The 18,100-nt window shown below is 62.2% G+C and carries 17 protein-coding genes; 2 read left to right on the top strand and 15 right to left on the bottom strand.

Annotated features, from left to right (window positions below; genetic code table 11):
- From M0954_RS27430 to M0954_RS27420, 3 genes are all read right to left on the bottom strand, one after another.
- On the bottom strand, positions 1 to 92 hold a 92-nt coding region (locus M0954_RS27430), incomplete at its 3' end, for a zf-HC2 domain-containing protein (RefSeq protein ID WP_297356625.1).
- Positions 92 to 634, bottom strand: a complete 543-nt coding sequence (locus tag M0954_RS27425) for a sigma-70 family RNA polymerase sigma factor (protein WP_122158428.1) — start codon at positions 632 to 634, stop codon at positions 92 to 94. The genes M0954_RS27430 and M0954_RS27425, both read right to left, overlap by 1 nt.
- A 194-nt stretch (positions 635 to 828) precedes the next feature.
- A complete protein-coding gene (locus M0954_RS27420) occupies positions 829 to 1,773 on the bottom strand; it encodes a LysR substrate-binding domain-containing protein (RefSeq protein WP_297356620.1) in 945 nt (314 codons plus the stop codon).
- A gap of 577 nt (positions 1,774 to 2,350) precedes the next feature.
- Between M0954_RS27420 and M0954_RS27415 the strand changes: the two genes are divergently transcribed.
- Positions 2,351 to 4,567 (top strand): patatin-like phospholipase family protein, encoded by a 2,217-nt coding sequence (locus M0954_RS27415; protein ID WP_297356618.1) that lies wholly within the window; start codon positions 2,351 to 2,353, stop codon positions 4,565 to 4,567.
- 55 nt (positions 4,568 to 4,622) lie between these two features.
- Here the strand turns inward: M0954_RS27415 and M0954_RS27410 are convergent, their stop codons facing one another.
- From M0954_RS27410 to M0954_RS27360, 11 genes are all read right to left on the bottom strand, one after another.
- A complete protein-coding gene (locus M0954_RS27410; protein WP_133893477.1) occupies positions 4,623 to 5,744 on the bottom strand; it encodes an ATP-binding protein in 1,122 nt (373 codons plus the stop codon).
- A gap of 80 nt (positions 5,745 to 5,824) precedes the next feature.
- On the bottom strand, positions 5,825 to 6,622 hold the full coding sequence (locus M0954_RS27405; protein ID WP_133893478.1) for an alpha/beta fold hydrolase: 798 nt from the start codon (positions 6,620 to 6,622) through the stop codon (positions 5,825 to 5,827).
- Positions 6,623 to 6,760: 138 nt separating this feature from the next.
- Entirely contained in the window at positions 6,761 to 7,468 is a 708-nt protein-coding gene (locus M0954_RS27400) for a response regulator (protein WP_133893479.1), read from the bottom strand.
- A 154-nt stretch (positions 7,469 to 7,622) separates the two neighbouring features.
- On the bottom strand, positions 7,623 to 8,201 hold the full coding sequence (locus M0954_RS27395; protein ID WP_123388157.1) for a hypothetical protein: 579 nt from the start codon (positions 8,199 to 8,201) through the stop codon (positions 7,623 to 7,625).
- Between the two features lie 276 nt (positions 8,202 to 8,477).
- Positions 8,478 to 9,680, bottom strand: a complete 1,203-nt coding sequence (pcaF, locus tag M0954_RS27390) for a 3-oxoadipyl-CoA thiolase (RefSeq protein ID WP_133893480.1) — start codon at positions 9,678 to 9,680, stop codon at positions 8,478 to 8,480.
- A gap of 333 nt (positions 9,681 to 10,013) precedes the next feature.
- Entirely contained in the window at positions 10,014 to 10,994 is a 981-nt protein-coding gene (denD, locus tag M0954_RS27385; protein WP_297356616.1) for a D-erythronate dehydrogenase, read from the bottom strand.
- Entirely contained in the window at positions 10,991 to 11,782 is a 792-nt protein-coding gene (gene otnI, locus M0954_RS27380) for a 2-oxo-tetronate isomerase (RefSeq protein ID WP_297356614.1), read from the bottom strand. The genes denD and otnI overlap by 4 nt, the downstream gene beginning before the upstream one ends.
- Positions 11,783 to 11,893: 111 nt before the next feature.
- On the bottom strand, positions 11,894 to 12,550 hold the full coding sequence (locus M0954_RS27375) for an aldolase (protein WP_297356612.1): 657 nt from the start codon (positions 12,548 to 12,550) through the stop codon (positions 11,894 to 11,896).
- Entirely contained in the window at positions 12,547 to 13,872 is a 1,326-nt protein-coding gene (otnK, locus tag M0954_RS27370) for a 3-oxo-tetronate kinase (RefSeq protein WP_297356610.1), read from the bottom strand. Before otnK ends, M0954_RS27375 begins: the two co-directional genes overlap by 4 nt.
- A 13-nt stretch (positions 13,873 to 13,885) precedes the next feature.
- Positions 13,886 to 14,779, bottom strand: coding sequence for an L-threonate dehydrogenase (gene ltnD / locus M0954_RS27365; RefSeq protein ID WP_297356608.1), 894 nt, complete (start codon positions 14,777 to 14,779; stop codon positions 13,886 to 13,888).
- 94 nt (positions 14,780 to 14,873) lie between these two features.
- Positions 14,874 to 15,578 carry a FadR/GntR family transcriptional regulator gene (locus tag M0954_RS27360; RefSeq protein ID WP_122158417.1) on the bottom strand — a complete coding sequence of 235 codons (705 nt, stop codon included), beginning with the start codon at positions 15,576 to 15,578 and terminating at the stop codon, positions 14,874 to 14,876.
- 311 nt (positions 15,579 to 15,889) lie between these two features.
- Here M0954_RS27360 and M0954_RS27355 point away from each other — a divergent pair, with 311 nt between their 5' ends.
- Positions 15,890 to 16,723, top strand: a complete 834-nt coding sequence (locus M0954_RS27355) for an IclR family transcriptional regulator (protein WP_122158415.1) — start codon at positions 15,890 to 15,892, stop codon at positions 16,721 to 16,723.
- Between the two features lie 132 nt (positions 16,724 to 16,855).
- Here M0954_RS27355 and M0954_RS27350 read toward each other — a convergent pair whose 3' ends face one another.
- A complete protein-coding gene (locus M0954_RS27350; RefSeq protein ID WP_297356606.1) occupies positions 16,856 to 18,058 on the bottom strand; it encodes a M20 aminoacylase family protein in 1,203 nt (400 codons plus the stop codon).
- Between the last annotated feature and the right edge of the window lie 42 nt (positions 18,059 to 18,100).

Genomic DNA, 18,100 nt, shown 5'->3' with positions numbered 1-18,100 from the left:
GCCAGATGACGCTCAAACTCGAGCGCCTCGGACAAACTCAGTTCCTCGTCGATATAGCCCGGCAGTAATTCAAACGCCTGTTCGTGATCCATCACGCCTCCTGATCTGTCGGTGCGAGCAGCGCCGCAAGCTGCTGTCGGCCGCGCCCGAGGCGAGACATCACGGTTCCCATCGGGATGCCCACGATGGCGGCGATTTCCTTGTATGACAAGTCTTCAAGCTCCCGCAGCACTACCACCTCCCGGAATTCCAGACGCAAGCTGCGCAGCGCCTTGTGCACTCGCTTCTGGCTCTGGCTGCGAATCAGCGCCGCTTCGGGACTGTCGTCCTGCCCGGCCGCGCCGATTTCTTCGAGGCTGTGCATCTCTTCCTCGAATTCCGTGGTGTCCGCTGCGTGATCCCGGTTCTGCTGGTGCCACGTGTAGAAGGTATTACGCACGATGCTCAATAACCAGGCGCGCGCGTCCTCGCCGCGGAATCCGCCGAAATAGCGGAACGCCCGCAGATACGCCTCCTGGACCACGTCCTGGGCGTCCTGATCGTTACGGGTCAGCCAACGCGCAACATTGAAGGCCGAATTCATATGAGGCAATAGCAGCGCCTCGAACCGCTTGGCGATGATTGGATCGGCCATTGTGAAATCCCTGCGGTAACCCCTATCCGTAACCGATAACTAGCAGACTGCCGGTACGTCGTTTTTATTCCCGGAGAGTCGGCCAGACCCGTTTTGCTGCGGCATGGCAGGCGGATAACTGGTTTCTGAGGGCATTGTAGCTGTCTGAGGGGTGCAGCACGACAGGTAGCGCGGTGGTGGATCAGAGCGCCCGGCTACGCCACGACACGGGTCACGGAATCCAGCTCGTTGCGCATGGCCAGTGCGAGTTTGGGAAGGGCAAACTCCAGAAACAGGCGCGTCGATACGGTCGCACCCCGACGCGCAGGCAGCATTGCATACATCGTTGTGGGTTCCGGTTGCCACCCTGCCTGAACCTTGAACGCGTCGACCAACCAGTTCGCGCGCAGCGCATCTTCACATAAGTGGCGCGGCATACAGGCCGCCCCAATCCCTGCGATGACCCCGGCCTGCAAGACCGCAACGCTTCCCGTCATCAAGTGCGGTGTGTACTCAACGACGTGCCTACCATGCTCCGGATGAAGGAACCGAAGCGTCTTTACGCCGGCCTGTGCCGCGCGCGCGAACAATCTGAATCCGGCTAACTGGTCGGGATGCGATAGTTGCCCGCACTGCTCCAGCAGGGCCGGACTGATGGCCATGATCATGGGGACGTCGCCAATGGTCCGGGCCACCAGGCTCGAGTCCGCAAGCGGCCCAGTCTGTGCACAAAACCCCAGGTCGAAACCTTCCGCGATAAGATCGGGCACCCAGTTGCGGGTGTCGATCAGGAAATCGACTTGTGGGTACAGACGGCAAAATTCGGCAATCACCGGCATCAAGGCCGCGGCCGAAAACGTCGCCGGGGCAGTGATGCGCAGTACACCGCGCGGTTCTCCATTCATCTCCGCTGCAACGCTAAAGGCAGCCCGCGCCTCATCGGCGAGCTTGCGTGCGTGTGCATAGATCTGCTCACCGACCGTGGTCAGAGATATGCAGCGCGTGTTGCGCTGGAGCAGGCGCACACCCATGCGTTGCTCCAACTCTGCCACGCGGCGGCTCACCTTGGAACGCTGCATCCCGAGACTGCGCGCGGCGGCCGCGAACCCTGCTTTCTGAACCACCTCTGCAAACAGGAGGAGGTCATCGAGCCTTTCCATATTTCACCATCCCCGAGTTGTTTCCATGCTACACGCCTCATCGTACGATCGTTCTATTTAATCTGTATTCCTACCTAAACGGACCGTACCGACAACTTTCCGCCGCGCGAGCCGCGGAGAGACCGGGCAGGCTAAAACGTCAACAGCGTTAGTATGGTCAGAATAATGACCAATGTAAAAATGCATTGCAAGACAACAATCGTTAAAACAATGTCAAACAAATTTTGAGCTTTAAATACTGATTCGCATAACAAACTATTTCTCTTCGCTTCCCGATATCCAAGCAAACCGGACGTACAGCAGGCATTGACCGGGGGGAATCGGTACCGTCTGGCTTAACCGCTTCGACGGCGAAAAGGACCAAAAATCCGTGCCCGGCGCGCCGCCCACACAGGAACCTCAGTAATCAACTGTAAAACCATGTAATCTCTCGGTTTTTCCTATAGTTGTGAAGCGCATGATCCCAGTCTTGGCGAGCCCAAAAAAACCACTAACGAAGGCATACACAAGGCTCTGCCATGCCCCCACCCGTCTGCTTTGCGCCGCCACGTTGCTGGCGCTCGCCCTTACCTCCTTCGTGAAATCCGCCCGCGCAGCGGACGCCGCCTGCACGCCTGACGGCGGCCCGGCCGGCCGTCCTGCTGTCGGCCTGGTGCTGTCCGGCGGCGGCGCGCGCGGCTATGCCCACCTGGGGGTGCTAAAGGTACTCGAAGAAAATCGCATTCCGGTCGACTGTATCGCCGCCACCAGCATGGGTTCGGTGGTTGGCGGCCTGTACGCGAGCGGGATGACCGCGCAGGAAATGCAAAACCGCCTCGGCCAGGTGAACCTGGCCGACATCGCTTTCGATGTGGTCGAGCGCGCCGATCTCCCCCAGTCGCAACGTGAGGACGAGGAGCTCTACGCGGGCAGCCCCGCTTTAGGCTTTAACGCTAACGGTTTCAGGCTGGCGCCAGGCCTCGTGCAAGGCAACCGTTTGCAGGCCTTGCTGCAGGACTGGACCTCGGCGGTATCCGCCAATATCTCGTTCAACCATTTGCCGATTCCGTTCCGCGCCATCGCTACGGATCTGCAAACCGGTGAGAAGGTCGTACTCGAGAAGGGCTCGTTGCCGCTAGCCATCCGCGCCAGCATTGCGCTGCCGGGCCTGTTCGCGCCGACGGTGGTGGACGGCCGCACGCTGGTGGACGGTGGCATCGTCAGCAACCTGCCGATCGAAACCGCGCGCGACATGGGCGCGCAAGTGGTGATCGCAGTCGATATCGGCTCGCCGCTGCGTCCGCTCGACGCGCTCGCCTCGCCCGCCGACGTCATGCAGCAGATGATAGGCATCCTGATTCATCAGAACGTCGCGCAACAACGCAAACAGCTCGATGCAGATGACGTGCTGATCACGCCGTCCCTCGGATCGCTCAGCTTCACTGACTTCGCCAACGCCCCGCAGGCGATCGCAGCCGGCGAAGCCGCGGCTCGCGCCGCGTTGCCGAAGCTGCAGCATCTCGCGCTGTCGCCGCAAGATTACGCCGCGTGGCGTGCCGCGCATATGACGCCTGTCGTGAAGCCGGTGCGGATCACGCGCATCGTCGTCAAGTCGCATGGCCCGGTGCCCGAGCGGCGTATCGTCGAAGCGCTGCACGTCCACGCCGGCGACGTCTATGATCCCAAGGCGCTCAACCAGGACCTGCTCGCCCTCACCACGGCGGGCGACTTCGAAAGCGTAACGCAGCAACTGGTTAGCGACGGTGACGAACACACGCTCGTAATCGATGCCAACGACAAATCGTGGGGACCTAACTTCCTGCTGTTCGGCCTCGGCCTGTCGGCGAGTTCTTCGGACGTAGGCGGCTTCCGCCTGCATGTGGGGTACCGCCGGCCGTGGCTGACATCGTCGGGACTGGAGGGGTTGATCGACGGCACGGTGGGCAGCGATATGCTCGCGCTGCATGCCGAGCTGCGGCAACCGCTCTCGGATTCGTTTGGCTATTACGTCGCGCCGTATGTGGAGTTTCAGCGCAGCTACGCGAACATCTATCAGGACGACCCTTACATCAAGCTCACCCAGTATCAGGAGCAGACTGAACGGGCCGGCCTCGACTTCGGTCTACCGCTCGCGAACCTCGGTGACTTCCGGGTGGGTCTTGCATACGCGCACGGCTTCGGGTCGCCGCAATACAACGGGCAGTACTACGATGAAAACGGCGCGCTCCAACTGGAATATCCCGACATCTATGGCCGCGAGTTCACGGCGCGCGCGCGTCTCGTGATCGACCAGCTCGACGACCCGCTGTTCGCGCGCAAGGGCTATTACCTGGAACTGCGCGGCGAACGTTCGCTGTTCGCGCAATCGCAGAACAGATTCACCGAGGCTTACGGCAAAGCGTTGGTGGCCGCGAGCTATGGGCGTAACAGCCTCAACGCCAGCATCGAGGCCGGCAAAGACTTCCAGAACGTCAACCCGGTCAATCCGTTCGGCTTCACGCTCGGCGGCTTCCAGCATCTGTCCGCGTATGCCGCCGATCAACTGGCCGGCAACTCGATGCTCTACGGCCAGGTTACGTACATGAACGAGCTTACGACGTTTACCGCATCGCCATTCCACGCGTTGTTCGCCGGTATGAGCCTCGAAGCAGGCAACGTGTGGGACGGCGAGATTCAATACGGCGGCGGACCGCTAAAACGCAGCGTCACGTTCTTCACCAGCACAACCACGGCGTTTGGACCGATTTATCTGGGGGTGGCATTCGCCCCGAGTGGGCGGAACAACTTCTACCTCCAGCTCGGCCACACGTATTGATGGGGCGTCCAGAAGAAAGCGAAGGGTGAACGTCAGGTAGTCGTTAGACGGCAGCTTACGCCGTACCCGCCGGCCAACTGATTTCGAAACGCGCGCCCGGCAGCGTCAATGGGTCCGTCACCGCAATCCGGCCTTTGTGCGCGCGCAAGACCTGTTGCGTAATCGCAAGCCCCAGACCGTAACCGCCGGTGTGGCGATCGAGCCGCACAAAGGCGTCGAAGATGCGCTCACGCTCGCTCTCCGGCACACCGGCACCGTCGTCTTCGACAAAGATCTCCACATTGCCGTGCCGCAACGCCAGGCCGACCAGAATCTGGCCGCGCGCATATTTGCTCGCATTGCGCAGCAGATTGCGCATCGCGTACGACATCAAGCGTTTGTCCATCACCACGCGCAACGCCGGATCGATCTCTACGCGCGGCACGATTTCCTTATCGGTGTAGAGCAAGGCCGCGTCGTTGACCTGACCGTCGAACCATATAGCGAGCACGGTTGGCTCAAGATTCGATTGTAGCGAGCTGTATTCGAGCCTTGCGTAGGTGAGACTCATGTCGATCAGTTCGTCCAGTTCGGTAACGTCCTGATCGATGCTTGCCAGCGCACTATCGTACTCGGCGGCGGACGCCGGTTCGCGCAACACCTCCAGCGCAAAACGCACCCGTGCGAGCGGCGTGCGCAGTTCGTGCGAGATGCCGTTGGTCAGCTCGCGCTGCGCGGCGATCAGCCGTTCCATCCGTTCGGCAAGCGCGTTGAGCGTGCGCGCCAGCGGGCCGATGATCGTGCTAAAGGACTCGCGTGCGCGGGTGTTGAAACGACCGCCGGTGAAATCGATCGCGCGCTCGCGGACCATCACCAGATCGACCCACACCGGACGCATCCAGCGATACGCCACCACGGCCGGCACGCCGAACACCACGACCAGGACCGGCACAACACCGCCCGGCAACGCCACGAAGCCGTGCCATACAACCGCAGCGGTCAGCTCGAACGACAAGCCGAGTAAGGGAATCGCAGCCACCACCAGCGAAAGGCCCAGCAAACGAAGGTAGGCACGCAGATAAAGCCGCGACCAGCTCGGCATGCGGTCGGCACGCGTATCCGTCCACGAGCGGCGAAAATTCAGCCAGCGCCATTTGCAATAGCGGAAAGCAGAGAGTTTAGGTGCGGCAGGATTCATGATCACGAACGTCAGGAAAGAAGGTACGCCGGCCGCAGGAGGCCGTTCAGCCCATCAGTTTCGTTTGGCCTGCGCGCGACTCACGTTAGCATAGCGGGACGCTGCAGGAAGGCAAGCGTGCGATCGGCAACGGTATCGCGCTCGTTGTCGAGTGTGATCATGTGGTAGCTGTCGGTCAGGCGAACGAGCGTGACGTCGCGGCTGCCCAGGTGTTCGCAGACGAATTCTGCGGAACGGATGCTCGTCACTTCGTCCTCTTCCGAGTGCATCACCAGCGTTTCGCAGGCCACCCGTGGAAGCGCGCGTCTGACCGCAAAACGCATCCAGTCCACCTGAGCGATCGCTGCAAGCGGTACGTACGGATAGTGAACGCCACTGCCCTTTTTCAGCGCGCGACGAATCAGGTTGCGGATACGATCGTTCTTGATACCGAACGGCTCGCCCTCCGGCACGCGAATCAGATGACGCAGTCCCGGCACGCAATACATCAGATAACGCAGCGGGCGCAGACGCGAACCACCCCAGCCGTCGAGAAAGAGAGGCGGCGACAGCAGAATCAGGCGGCTATGCGTCATGCGCTCGCGGGCGCTCAGCATCACCGCGAGCAAGGCGCCCATCGAGATGCCAGCCACGTCGACACGTTCATAGCGCGTGATCAGATCGCGATACGTGCGGCTAAGCAGCTGCATATAGTCGCGCAGGCTGACGCCGCTCAATTGATCAGGCCGCGATCCGTGCCCTGGCAACGACGGCAGATACACATCGCAGCCGATCTGCTCGAACTTGCGATCGAGTGAGCCGAAGTCGTGCCGCGTCCCACCCAGGCCATGGATCATCAAAACAGCGTGTCTGGAAAGAGGTAAGGCGCGGGGGGACATGACGCAGCTCGTAAATGAACAAGCTTGCGATACTAGCCACGCAATGCGCCCGCGACTGTCGATTTGAAACAGGTCTATGTGGAGTTTTGTCGGCGATTCCGAGGCTGTTCTAAGGCAATTTCCAACCCGGCTCGCAAGTTACTCCCATGCCTCCTTGCTGAACTGATAGCCCTTGCCGCGCACCGTCTTGATACGTTGTGGCGTGCCCGAATCGTCATGCAGCTTGCGGCGCAACTTGGAAATGCCGCCGTCGATGCTGCGATCGAGGCCGTCGAACTCGATGCCCCTCAATTGCCGCATCAGGTCGTCGCGGCTCACCACCTCGCCCGCGCAACTCACAAGCGCCCACAGCAGGTCGAATTCTGCGGAGGTCAGATCGGGCCGCGTGCCGTCAGGCAGCGTCACAGTGCGGGCGGCCCGGTTGATCTCGAACTTGCCGAACGTAAAGCGCTCCGGCTGGCCCGAGATTTCCGCGGCGCGCCCCGAAACGCGGCGCAACTGCGCCTTGATGCGAGCGAGCAGGACGCGCGGTTCGACCGGCTTGTGGACATAGTCGTCCGCGCCGAATTCGAGGCCCAGCACTTCGTCGAACTGTTCGTCGCGCGCCGTCACCATGATGATCACGCCGTTGAACTGTTCGCGCGCCTCGCGGCAGATCTGGAAACCGTCCTTGCCCGGCAGGTTGACGTCGAGGATCACCAGGTCCGGCTGGCGTTTGAGAATGGCCGGCACCGCTTCGTTGCCGTGCAGCACGACCTCGACTTCATAGTCGTGCTTGCGCAGATAGCCCGCCACCAGGGCAGAAAGGCGGTTATCGTCTTCAACGAGCAGGATACGGAAAGGCATGAGTAAATTGTCTGGCGCTGACGGGGGTTTCAGCCGCTGCGAGGCTGTTGGGAACCTCTGAGCATAGCCGATAGTTTTTGCACAACTCGAGCCACACGACAAAACTCGACAATTATCCATGCAACTCGACACGACGCCTGTCGTGTCGCGACCGTTACTGTGCCGCCTCGCCCTGCGGCGTAACCTGCACTGCCGCAGCCGACACGAAGACGGCGTGAACCATATCGCCGACCTTCACGTCCTTGAGATCAACATCTGGGCCGACCTGCAGCGTCTGCGTCTGAGTAGCGCCGCGCAGCGTGACAAGCCCCTTCTTGCGGTCGATCTTCTGCACCGTTGCGAGCACTTCGATCTGCCGCGCCGATTCGAAGCCGCCCGACGCCGGTGCGTAGACCTGCGTGTCAACACGCGCACGAATGCCCTTGTTGGTCACCTTGTCGGCCTTCACGAGCAACGCGTTCTTATAAAGCACGTCGACCTGGTCGCCAACCTGGAGCTTGTCGAAACCGGCCACCTCTTGACTCACCAGCACGGATAAGGCATTGCCGGCTGGCCCCTGCAGCGTCAAAGTACGTGTGCCCGGATCGATGCCGACGATCTCCGCCTTGACGTGCACGGGAGGCACTGCACCCACGACGGTCTGGGTCGCATTCGCGAGCGCGGTCTGCGCGCAGACCGGTTGAATGGCGGCCGCTGTCAACAGCAAAACTGCGCCTATCGTCGCTGCCTTCATTGATACTCTCCTTGAAATAGTCTGATCGAGCGCTGCAATAAGGTAAATACTCAATGCCGATATATGCAGCACAACTGAATAAACAGGTCTTCCGGCAAGAAAACCATTCAAAGAACGTCAGCGAAACGATTGTACATGTCAGCAGGAAAAGCGCGAGTCCCCGAATCAGGCGCATTTCGATCCGCAACGAACCTATGGCGGATATACCCGGACCGCATTAACGAAAAAGCCCCATTCGCTAATAAACGAATGGGGCTTTTACAGCGTGCTAAAAAATCAAACGCGTTCGATCGCGATCGCAATGCCCTGGCCAACGCCGATACACATCGTGCAGAGCGCGAAACGGCCCTTCGTGCGTTGCAGTTGATACATCGCCGTAGTGACGAGCCGCGCGCCGCTCATGCCGAGCGGATGACCCAACGCAATCGCGCCGCCGTTCGGATTCACGCGAGCGTCATCGTCCGCGACACCCAGTGTGCGCAATACCGCGATCCCCTGCGACGCAAACGCCTCGTTCAATTCGATCACGTCGAACTGATCGATCGTCATGTTCAGGCGCGCCAGCAGCTTTTGCGTAGCCGGCGCCGGGCCGATGCCCATCACGCGCGGCGCGACGCCAGCAGTAGCGATGCCGAGCACGCGTGCCCGTGGCGTCAGGCCGAACCGCTTGGCCGTCGCTTCGTTTGCGAGCAGCAGCGCGGCGGCGCCGTCGTTCACGCCTGAGGCGTTGCCGGCGGTGACGGTGCCGTCCGGACGCACCACGCCTTTCAATTTGGCAAGCGCCTCGAGACTGGTTTCCCGCGGGTGTTCATCCTGCGACACCACCAGCGGATCGCCCTTCTTCTGCGCAATCGTCACTGACACGATTTCCTGCGCAAGGGTGCCATCGCGTTGCGCACGTGCGGCTTTCTGCTGGCTGCGCAGTGCAAACGCGTCCTGATCGGCGCGGCTCACCTTGTAGTCGGTCGCAACGTTTTCGCCGGTTTCCGGCATCGAATCGACGCCGTAGAGCTGCTTCATCAGCGGATTGACGAAACGCCAGCCAATCGTTGTGTCGAAGATATCGGCCTGGCGCGAGAACGCGCTGGTTGCCTTGCCCATCACGAACGGCGCACGGCTCATGCTTTCGACACCGCCCGCCACCATCAATGCAGCCTCGCCCGATTTGATCGCGCGCGCTGCGATGCCGACGGCGTCCATGCCCGAGCCGCACAACCGGTTGACGGTAGAACCCGGCACGTCTTGCGGCAAACCCGCCAGTAGCAGCGACATGCGCGCGACGTTGCGGTTATCTTCGCCAGCCTGGTTGGCGCAGCCGTAGATCACATCGTCGATCGCGTTCCAGTCGACTTCCTTGTTGCGCTCCATCAGCGCCTTGAGCGGCACAGCGCCCAGGTCGTCGGCACGCACGGACGACAATGAACCCGCATAGCGGCCAATCGGTGTGCGAATCGCGTCGCACAGGAAAGCTTCAGTCATGTGATGTCTCCAGTTGAATACTGCGCCTCTTGCTTCGCCACGTAACCGGCGCAGCCGGCGCGTCGCGCGGTGGGGCCGCCTGCGCGGTCACCCCGTCGCGGCGAGCGGAAGGGATATCCGGAGCCCATGCCGCAACGCGCCGCGAACTCTTTACGGCCCATCTAAGGATAGCAGCGAACAGCTTCGGCTGACTCCGAATTGTTCGATATACGAACAACAGATCGTATATCGAACATTCAGCCCTGATGATAGGCGTGGCGCGGAAACCGTGTCAAGTGCGGCGGGCATCGGCAATCGGAGACAAACATCGGAAGAATCAGGCTTTGCGTTCCGTCAAAGGAGCTGAATGTGCTCATCCTCGATGTAACTGCGGATCACGTCTGCAAAGCTCGACTCGCCTTTCAGCCCGAGTTGTTCAGCGCGCACGGTATCCCAACGGCCCGGCCAACTACCCACAATCTTCTCGATACGCGGGTCCGTCTGCCATTCGATGCGTTTGACCACCTCTTCACCTGCGACTTCGCGCAGCGCAGCAACCATCTCGTCAACGCTCACCGAAATACCCGGCAAATTCACCGCCCGCAGATTGCCGAGCGCGGCGGCGTCAATTTCGAGCCCCGCAATCAGGCAGGCAATCGCTTTGCGCGGCGACAGCAACCACAGGCGCGTGCCACCCGCCACTGGGCAGATCGCCGCCTCGCCGTTCAGCGGCTCGCGAATGATCCCGCTCGCAAACGACGAGGCCGCCGCATTCGGCTTGCCGGGGCGCACGCTGATGGTCGGCAGACGCAACACCCGCCCGTCGACGAAACCACGCCGCGTGTAATCGTTTAGCAGCAGCTCGGCAATCGCCTTCTGCGTGCCATACGAGGACTGCGGATTCAAGGCCGTATCGTTGCGCACGACGTCCGGCATATCGCCACCGTACACGGCAACCGAACTCGTGAATACCACGCGCGGCCGATGCCCACGCAGCCGGCAAGTTTCCAGCAGCAGGCGCGAGGCATCGAGATTGATGCGCATACCGAGGTCGAAATCCGCCTCGGCCTGGCCGCTGACAATCGCGGCCAGATGGAAGATGGCTGAGGTCCGCTCGTCGATCACGCGTTCGAGTACGCCGCGCTCGGCGATATCGCCCACTTCGGCGCGAACCCGGCTGTCGTTAAAACCGCTGGCGGTGACGACGTCGAGCAGTACCAGTTCGGTAATCGGCTGCGGCTGGCCGTCCGGTCCCTTCAGTTCGCCGCGCGCCAACAGTTCGCGTGCGAGACGTTGACCGAGAAACCCCGCGCCGCCGGTGATCAGTACTTTCATGATGTCTGCCGTCCTTGATAGTCCTTGAGCCAGCCCAGGCCTTCCGACGTCCCTGCCCGCGGCCGGTACTCGCAACCGACCCACCCGTCATAGCCGAGCTTGTCGATCAGATCGAACAGATAGGGGTAGTTCAGTTCGCCGATGTCCGGCTCGTGCCGCTCAGGCACACCGGCAATCTGAATATGCCCGATGCCGGCCATATCGCGTTTCAGCTTGAATGCAAGGTCGCCCTCGACGATCTGGCAGTGATAGCAGTCGAACTGCACCTTCAGGTTTGGCGCGCCCACTTCTGCGCAGACCGATTGTGCGTCGTCCTGACGATTGAGAAAGAAGCCGGGGATGTCGCGCGTATTGATCGGCTCGATCACTATCGTGATCCCGTCGGCCTGCGCAGTCTGAGCGGCATACGCCAGGTTCTGCAGATACACCTCGCGGTGCCGCTCGCGCGATTGATCCGCCCCAATCAGGCCGGCCATCACATGCAGCGTGCGATTGCCGAGTTGGCGGGTGTAGTCGAGCGCGGTATCGAAGCTGCGGCGAAACTCTTCTTCGCGGCCCGGCAGCGATGCAATGCCGCGCTCGCCCCCCGCCCAGTTGCCCGGCGGCGCATTGAAGAGGGCTTGGGTCAGGCCGTGATCGACGAGGCGCTTCTTGATCTCCTCGGCGGGAAAATCGTAAGGAAACAGAAATTCCACGGCCTTGAAGCCGTCTTGCGCCGCGGCGGCAAAACGCTCGAGAAAGCCGTGCTCGGTGTACATCATGGTCAGGTTGGCGGCGAAGCGAGGCATTGCAGCAACTCCTTTTCTGGGGAACCGCGAAGCGCTTTGCGCGCCTCGCTGACAGGTAAACATCTCTATTGATGGTGCGCCGAATCCGGCGCGCACGATGCGTGATGAGCGCTACCAGCGCGCGCCAAATACGCTACGCAACTCTTCGAGCGCTGCAGCGTCGAGCGGTGCCGGACGCGGGTTCGTCATCAGCCACAGGCGCGCCGTCTCTTCGAACTCTTCCAGCGCATACGACGCCTGCGCCACCGAGCGCTCCCAGACCACCGGCCCGAGCCGCTCCAGCAGCACGCCACGCACCGTGCCGGCAAGCGCTGCAATCTGCTCGGCCACCTGCGGGTCGCCTGGGCGGCGGTAGCGGATCAGCGGAATGTGGCCGACTTTCATGACATAGTACGGCGTGATCGGCGGCAGGACGTCGGCCTCGCTCCACACGCCCGCCAACGTCAGGGCAACCAGATGCGTCGAATGGGTATGGATGACGCCGCGGGTTTCCGCATTGCGGGCATAGATGCCGCGGTGCAACGCCAGCGTCTTCGACGGCCTGCCACCGGACACCGCATTACCAGCCAGGTCGACCTTGGCAATCTCGGCAGGATCGAGCCGGCCGAGGCAGGCATCGGTCGGCGTGATCAGCCAGCCATCGTCGAGGCGCGCGCTGATATTGCCGGCGGTGCCCACGGTATAGCCGCGCTGATACAGGCTCATACCCGTGGCGCAGATTTCCTCGCGGGCCTTCGATTCTTCACCGCTATGGATTCCTAACGTCATGGCGCCGCCCCGTCGAGATGGCGCAATGCCTTGACAAAGAAATCGGTCGCACCGAAGTTGCCGGACTTGAGCGCGAGCGCAAGCGGCGCGTCACCCGTGGTCGCAGTGGCCGGCACACCCGGATCGATCTGTGCGCCGATTCGCAGCGTGTGCACGTCGAGCGCCTGAACCACGGCTCCCGAAGTTTCCCCCCCTGCCACCACGAACTTGCGCACGCCTAGTTCGCGCAAACCGCGTGCGATCGAGGCCAGCGTACTTTCAACCAGGTGGCCGGCCTGTTCGACGCCAAGTTCGCGCTGGACAGCCTTCACTTCATCGGGCGTCGCAGTCGCGTAGATCAGCACCGGTTGCTTGCCAGCGAAGTGTTCGCGCGCAAACGCAAGCGCCTGTTCGACCACCGGCTCACCGCGCGCAGCCGCCAGCGGATCGATCCGAAATGCCGGACGGCTTTCGCGCCAGGCCGCCACTTGCGCGTTGGTCGCTTTCGAAGCGCTACCCGCCAGCACAACCGAGAGGCCTTCGACCGGCGGCAACTGTCCTGCGTCTGTCGTCTTCGCCAGCAAACCGGCGCGGCGGAAATTCGCGGGCAAACCGATCGCGATGCCAGAACCGCCCGTAATCAGCGTGAGATCGGCGCACGCTTCGCCGAGCGTATGCAGGTCGGCATCGGAAAGCGCATCGGTAATCGCCATGCGCACGCCGTCCCTCCTCAACGCGTCAAACGATTCGCGCACCGCCGCGACACCCTGCGCCGCGCGGTCGTAGCGAACGAGGCCGACCTTCGACTCCGTCTGCCGCTGCAAAACGCGCACAAGATTCGCATCGGTCATTGGCGTGAGCGGGTGGTTCTCCATGCCGGATTCGTTGAGCGGTACGTCACCGACGAAGAGATGGCCGCGAAAAATCGTGCGTCCATTCTCAGGAAACGCGGGACAGGCTATCGTGAAGGCGTCTGCGCCGCCCTGCGATTGCCCGGCGGCGCCGGACAGCGCAGCGAGTAACGCATCGGCAACCGGACCAATATTGCCTGCATCCGTCGAATCGAATGTCGAGCAGTACTTGAAGAAAAATTGCCGGCAGCCTTGCGCGCGCAGCCAGTCGAGCGCGGCAAGCGATTGCGCGACCGCTTCGGCGGCCGGGATCGTGCGCGACTTTAGCGCCACGATCAGCGCATCGGCTTCCACCGGTTCATCGGAGCCGGGCACGCCGATCGTCTGAACCGTGCGCATACCGCCGCGCACCAGCATGTTGGCGAGATCTGTGGCGCCGGTGAAGTCGTCGGCGATGCAGCCGAGCAGCGGCCGCGAGGATGAAGTTGTCATGGCGGCGCTCCTGCTACGACTTCGCCGCCGGCACGTCGATGCCGGGAAAAATCTTGATCACTGCCGAGTCGTCCTCGCCACCGTGACCCGCCGACGACGCCATCATGAACATCTGATGTGCCGCAGCCGAGAGCGGCAGCGGGAATTTCGAACGGCGTGCGGTATCCAGCACGAGACCGAGATCCTTGACGAAAATATCGACCGCGGAAAGCGGCGTGTAATCGCCCTTGAGGATGTGCGGCACGCGGTTTTCGAACATCCACGAATTGCCCGCGCTATGCGTAATCACGTCGTACAGCGACTCCGCGTCGACGCCTTCGCGCAAGCCGAGCGCCATCGCTTCCGCAGCGGCAGCGATATGCACGCCCGCGAGCAACTGGTTGATGATCTTCACTTTCGAGCCGACTCCATGCACGGCGCCAAGCCGGTAGACCTTGCCGGCCATCCCCGTTAGCACGTCCTCGCAGGCGGCGTAGGCGGCGGCCGGTCCCGAGGTCATCATCGTCATCTCGCCGGATGCGGCTCGCGCCGCGCCGCCCGAGACAGGCGCGTCGAGCATCTGCAGACCAGCGGCCTCGGCGCGTTTGCCGAGGTCAATGGCGAAGTCAGGGGAAACCGTTGCGCTCGCAATCACCACGCTGCCCGGCTTCATGCTGGCCACCGCGCCGTGCTCACCGAACAACACCGCTTCGGTTTGCGCCGCGTTGACGACCAACGTGATAACCACTTCGCACTGTGCCCCCAGTTCAGCCGGGTTCGCACAGGCGACGCCGCCGTCTGCGGCGAAACTTTCCAGCACGGCGCTGCGCAGATCGCACGCGTGCACCCGAAAACCCGCCCGCAGCAACGAGCGGGCAACGCCTAATCCCATTGCACCCAGGCCGATGACTCCAACGTTTCTGGACATGCTCTACTCCAAGTGAGATTCGTATCGTTCGATGTGGCCGCGCCGCCTGCCTATATCGTTGCGCGGTCGCGTCGCGAGCATCAAGGCTCGAGGCTCAGCAAATGCCGGCCTCGGCGAGACGGCGAGCGGCGTTATACATATGAGTGCGGGCAGCGTTGCGCGCTTCCATCGGATCGCCTGCGCGAATCGCGGCGACAATCGCTGCATGTTCATCGCGCACCTGACGCGAAAAGTCTTCGCGTAGCGCCTCGTTGTGGCGCGTGACGACGGTGCCGGCTTCCAGGTACTGATTCAGAAACGTGAGCGTCTTGAGGAAATACGGATTTCCCGTCGCCCCGGCGATCGCGCGATGAAAGGCCACGTCCTCGGCAACCCCGTCGTGACCCTCTGCCGCCGCCTCGTCGATCCTGGCCAGCGCGGCGTCGATCGACACCATATCGGCGTCGCTACGCCGCATCGCGGCCTCGGAGGCGACCTCTGCTTCAATCGCCCGGCGTAATGCAAGGATCTGCAACACCGAACCGGCCTCGACCGCTTCCGCGTAATCGATGCGCAGCGGCCGGATCGCGCCGTGCGCCGCAATGAAAACCCCGCTGCCCTGACGCGGTTCCACCACACCCTCGTTCTTCAGGCGCGAAATCGCTTCGCGAATCACCGTGCGGCTCACCCCGAACTGCTCGGCCAGAACGGCTTCCGTCGGCAGCTTGCCGCCGCGCGCAAAGGTGCCTTTATCGATCTGCTTGAGCAGTTGCTGCGCGACCGTGTCGCTGAGGGCACGGGCGGGAATCTTCTCGAACATGCGGTTCTCGATTGATCATGTCATCGGGTCATCATACAAATTTCTGGCCGTGACCTGCATACTCGAAAACCCTGGGGTGTGCGCCCGCCCCTCGCCGGATGTTCCGCCCGGTGAAAGCCGACTCTCAATGCGCCACATTTGGCACAGTGCCGTCCGAAACAAAATCGGCGAGGTTGGCGAAACGCAGGGCATAAGCTATCTTCACGGCTTTCTGCGCCTGCGCGCAGCCGGGCGGCGCACCGCGAGCCCAGGTTCGCGGCGCAGGCCGGTGGCGTGCCCATCCGTTACCCCATGCATTCTTGAAGAGGCCCATGAGCAAAGCCCCCCAAGCGTCTCCTGCCGATCCGTCCAGCGCTCCCGAAGCTGCAGACGCTCCGGACAGACCGGGTGATTCCTACGTGCAGTCGTTCGCACGCGGTCTCGCGGTGATTCGCGCTTTCAACGCGGAACGGCCCGAGCAGACGCTGACTGATGTCGCCGCCGCCGCCGGTCTCACGCGAGCTGGCGCGCGACGCATTCTGCTGACGCTGCAGACGCTCGGCTATGTCGAAACCGAGGGGCGCCTGTTCCGCCTGACGCCGAAGATTCTCGACCTCGGTTTCGCCTATCTGACGTCGATGCCGTTCTGGAATCTGGCCGAGCCGGTGATGGAAGAGCTTTCGGCGCAGGTCCACGAAAGCTGTTCGGCGGCGGTGCTCGATCGCACCGAGATCGTCTATGTGCTGCGCGTGCCGACCCACAAGATCATGACGATCAATCTGTCGATCGGCAGCCGCCTGCCGGCGTATTGCACGTCGATGGGCCGCGTGCTGCTGGCCGCGCTCGACGACGAAGCGCTCGACGCCACGCTCGGCTCCACGCCTTTGTATGCTCACACAGCGCGCACGGTCACCGACAAGGAAGAACTGAAAAAGCTCATCGCCCAGGTGCGCCGCCAAGGGTGGGCGATAGTGGATCAGGAACTGGAGGGCGGCTTGATTTCGCTGTCCGCACCGATCCGCAACCGGCAAGGGCGCGTGATCGCAGCGATGAACATCAGCGGCAATGCGCAGCGCAATTCCGCGAAACAGATGGTGAAGGCTTTTCTCGAGCCGCTGCAGCAGGCCGCTCAGAATGTGTCGGATCTGGTGGCGCGGCGCGGGTAGGACGTCGACCCGGTACTCGCCTCAGCCCACCGCCTTGGCCCCGACGCCGGGCAGCACACTGCCGGACGTGCCGTGTGAGTTTGACTCCAATGCGTGCGTGGCGCTCCTCATTGGCCCACTCATTGCGCCCACTCACTGGCCGAGATAGCGCTCGACGAGCCGCGTCCAGTACGCCGCACCCACCATCAGGTTGCGATCGTTGAAATCGTAGTGCGGGTTGTGCACCATGCAGCCGTCCTCGCCCACGCCGTTGCCGATGCGCAGAAACGTGCCCGGCCGTTTTTGCAGCATGAACGCGAAGTCTTCGCTGCCCATCAGCATGTCGGTCTGTTCGACCACCTTGTCGTCGCCCACCAGTTCGCACGCCACTTGAACCGCGAAGTCAGTTTCCTCGTCCGAATTCACCACAACCGGATAGCCTTCGATGTACTCGACCACCGCCTTCGCGCCATAACTTTCCGCCTGGCTCTCGGCCAGCTCGGTGATGCGCTTTTTAAGCAGCGCGCGGACTTCCGGATTGAACGAACGCACGCTCAATTCCAGCCTGGCCGTACTTGAGATCACGTTGTTCGCGGTGCCCGCGTGCATTGAGCCAACCGTCACCACGGCCGGTTGAGACGGATCGATGTTACGTGCCACGATGGTCTGCAAAGCCATCACAATACTGGCCGCCACCACGACCGGATCCACCGTCAAGTGCGGACGCGCCGCATGACCGCCGACGCCTTCAATGGTGATGATCGGCTTGTCGCCCGCCGACATGAACGGCCCCTTGCGAAACAGCAACACGCCCGGCTCCGCGCCCGGATGGTTGTGCATGCCAAACACCGCATCGCAGGGAAAGCGTTCGAACAGACCGTCTTCGATCATCTTCTTCGCGCCGCTATCGATCCCGCTTTCTTCAGCCGGCTGGAAATATACGTGCACCGTGCCCGAGAAACGCCGCGTCTTCGCCAGATGTTCGGCGGCGCCGAGCAGCATCGTGGTGTGGCCGTCATGGCCGCACGCATGCATCTTGCCGTGGTTGCCGCTCGCGTACGGCAGGCCGGTTTCTTCGACGATCGGCAGCGCATCCATGTCGGCGCGAATGCCGATGCTGCGCTTGCCGTCGCCCACCTTGAGCGTGCCGACCACACCGGTGCGCCCCACCCCACGCGTCACCTGCCAGCCCCATTGTTCGAGCTTGCTGGCCACCAGTTCAGCCGTTGCGACCTCTTCGTAGGCCAGCTCCGGATGATGATGAATGTGGTGGCGGATTTCCCGCAGGCTCTCTGCAACAGGCGCCAGATGCTCGACTTCAGTGAACTGGCCGGCGGGATGGGATGCTTCGCTCATCGTGGACTCCAAATGGTTTTAGCGCCGCAGTCAACGCGGCGA

The organism is Paraburkholderia sp. (assembly GCF_026225065.1).
In the GTDB taxonomy this organism is placed as follows: domain Bacteria; phylum Pseudomonadota; class Gammaproteobacteria; order Burkholderiales; family Burkholderiaceae; genus Paraburkholderia.
Note: the sequence above shows the minus strand (reverse complement) of the source record. Positions and strands in the feature narration are given on the sequence as shown.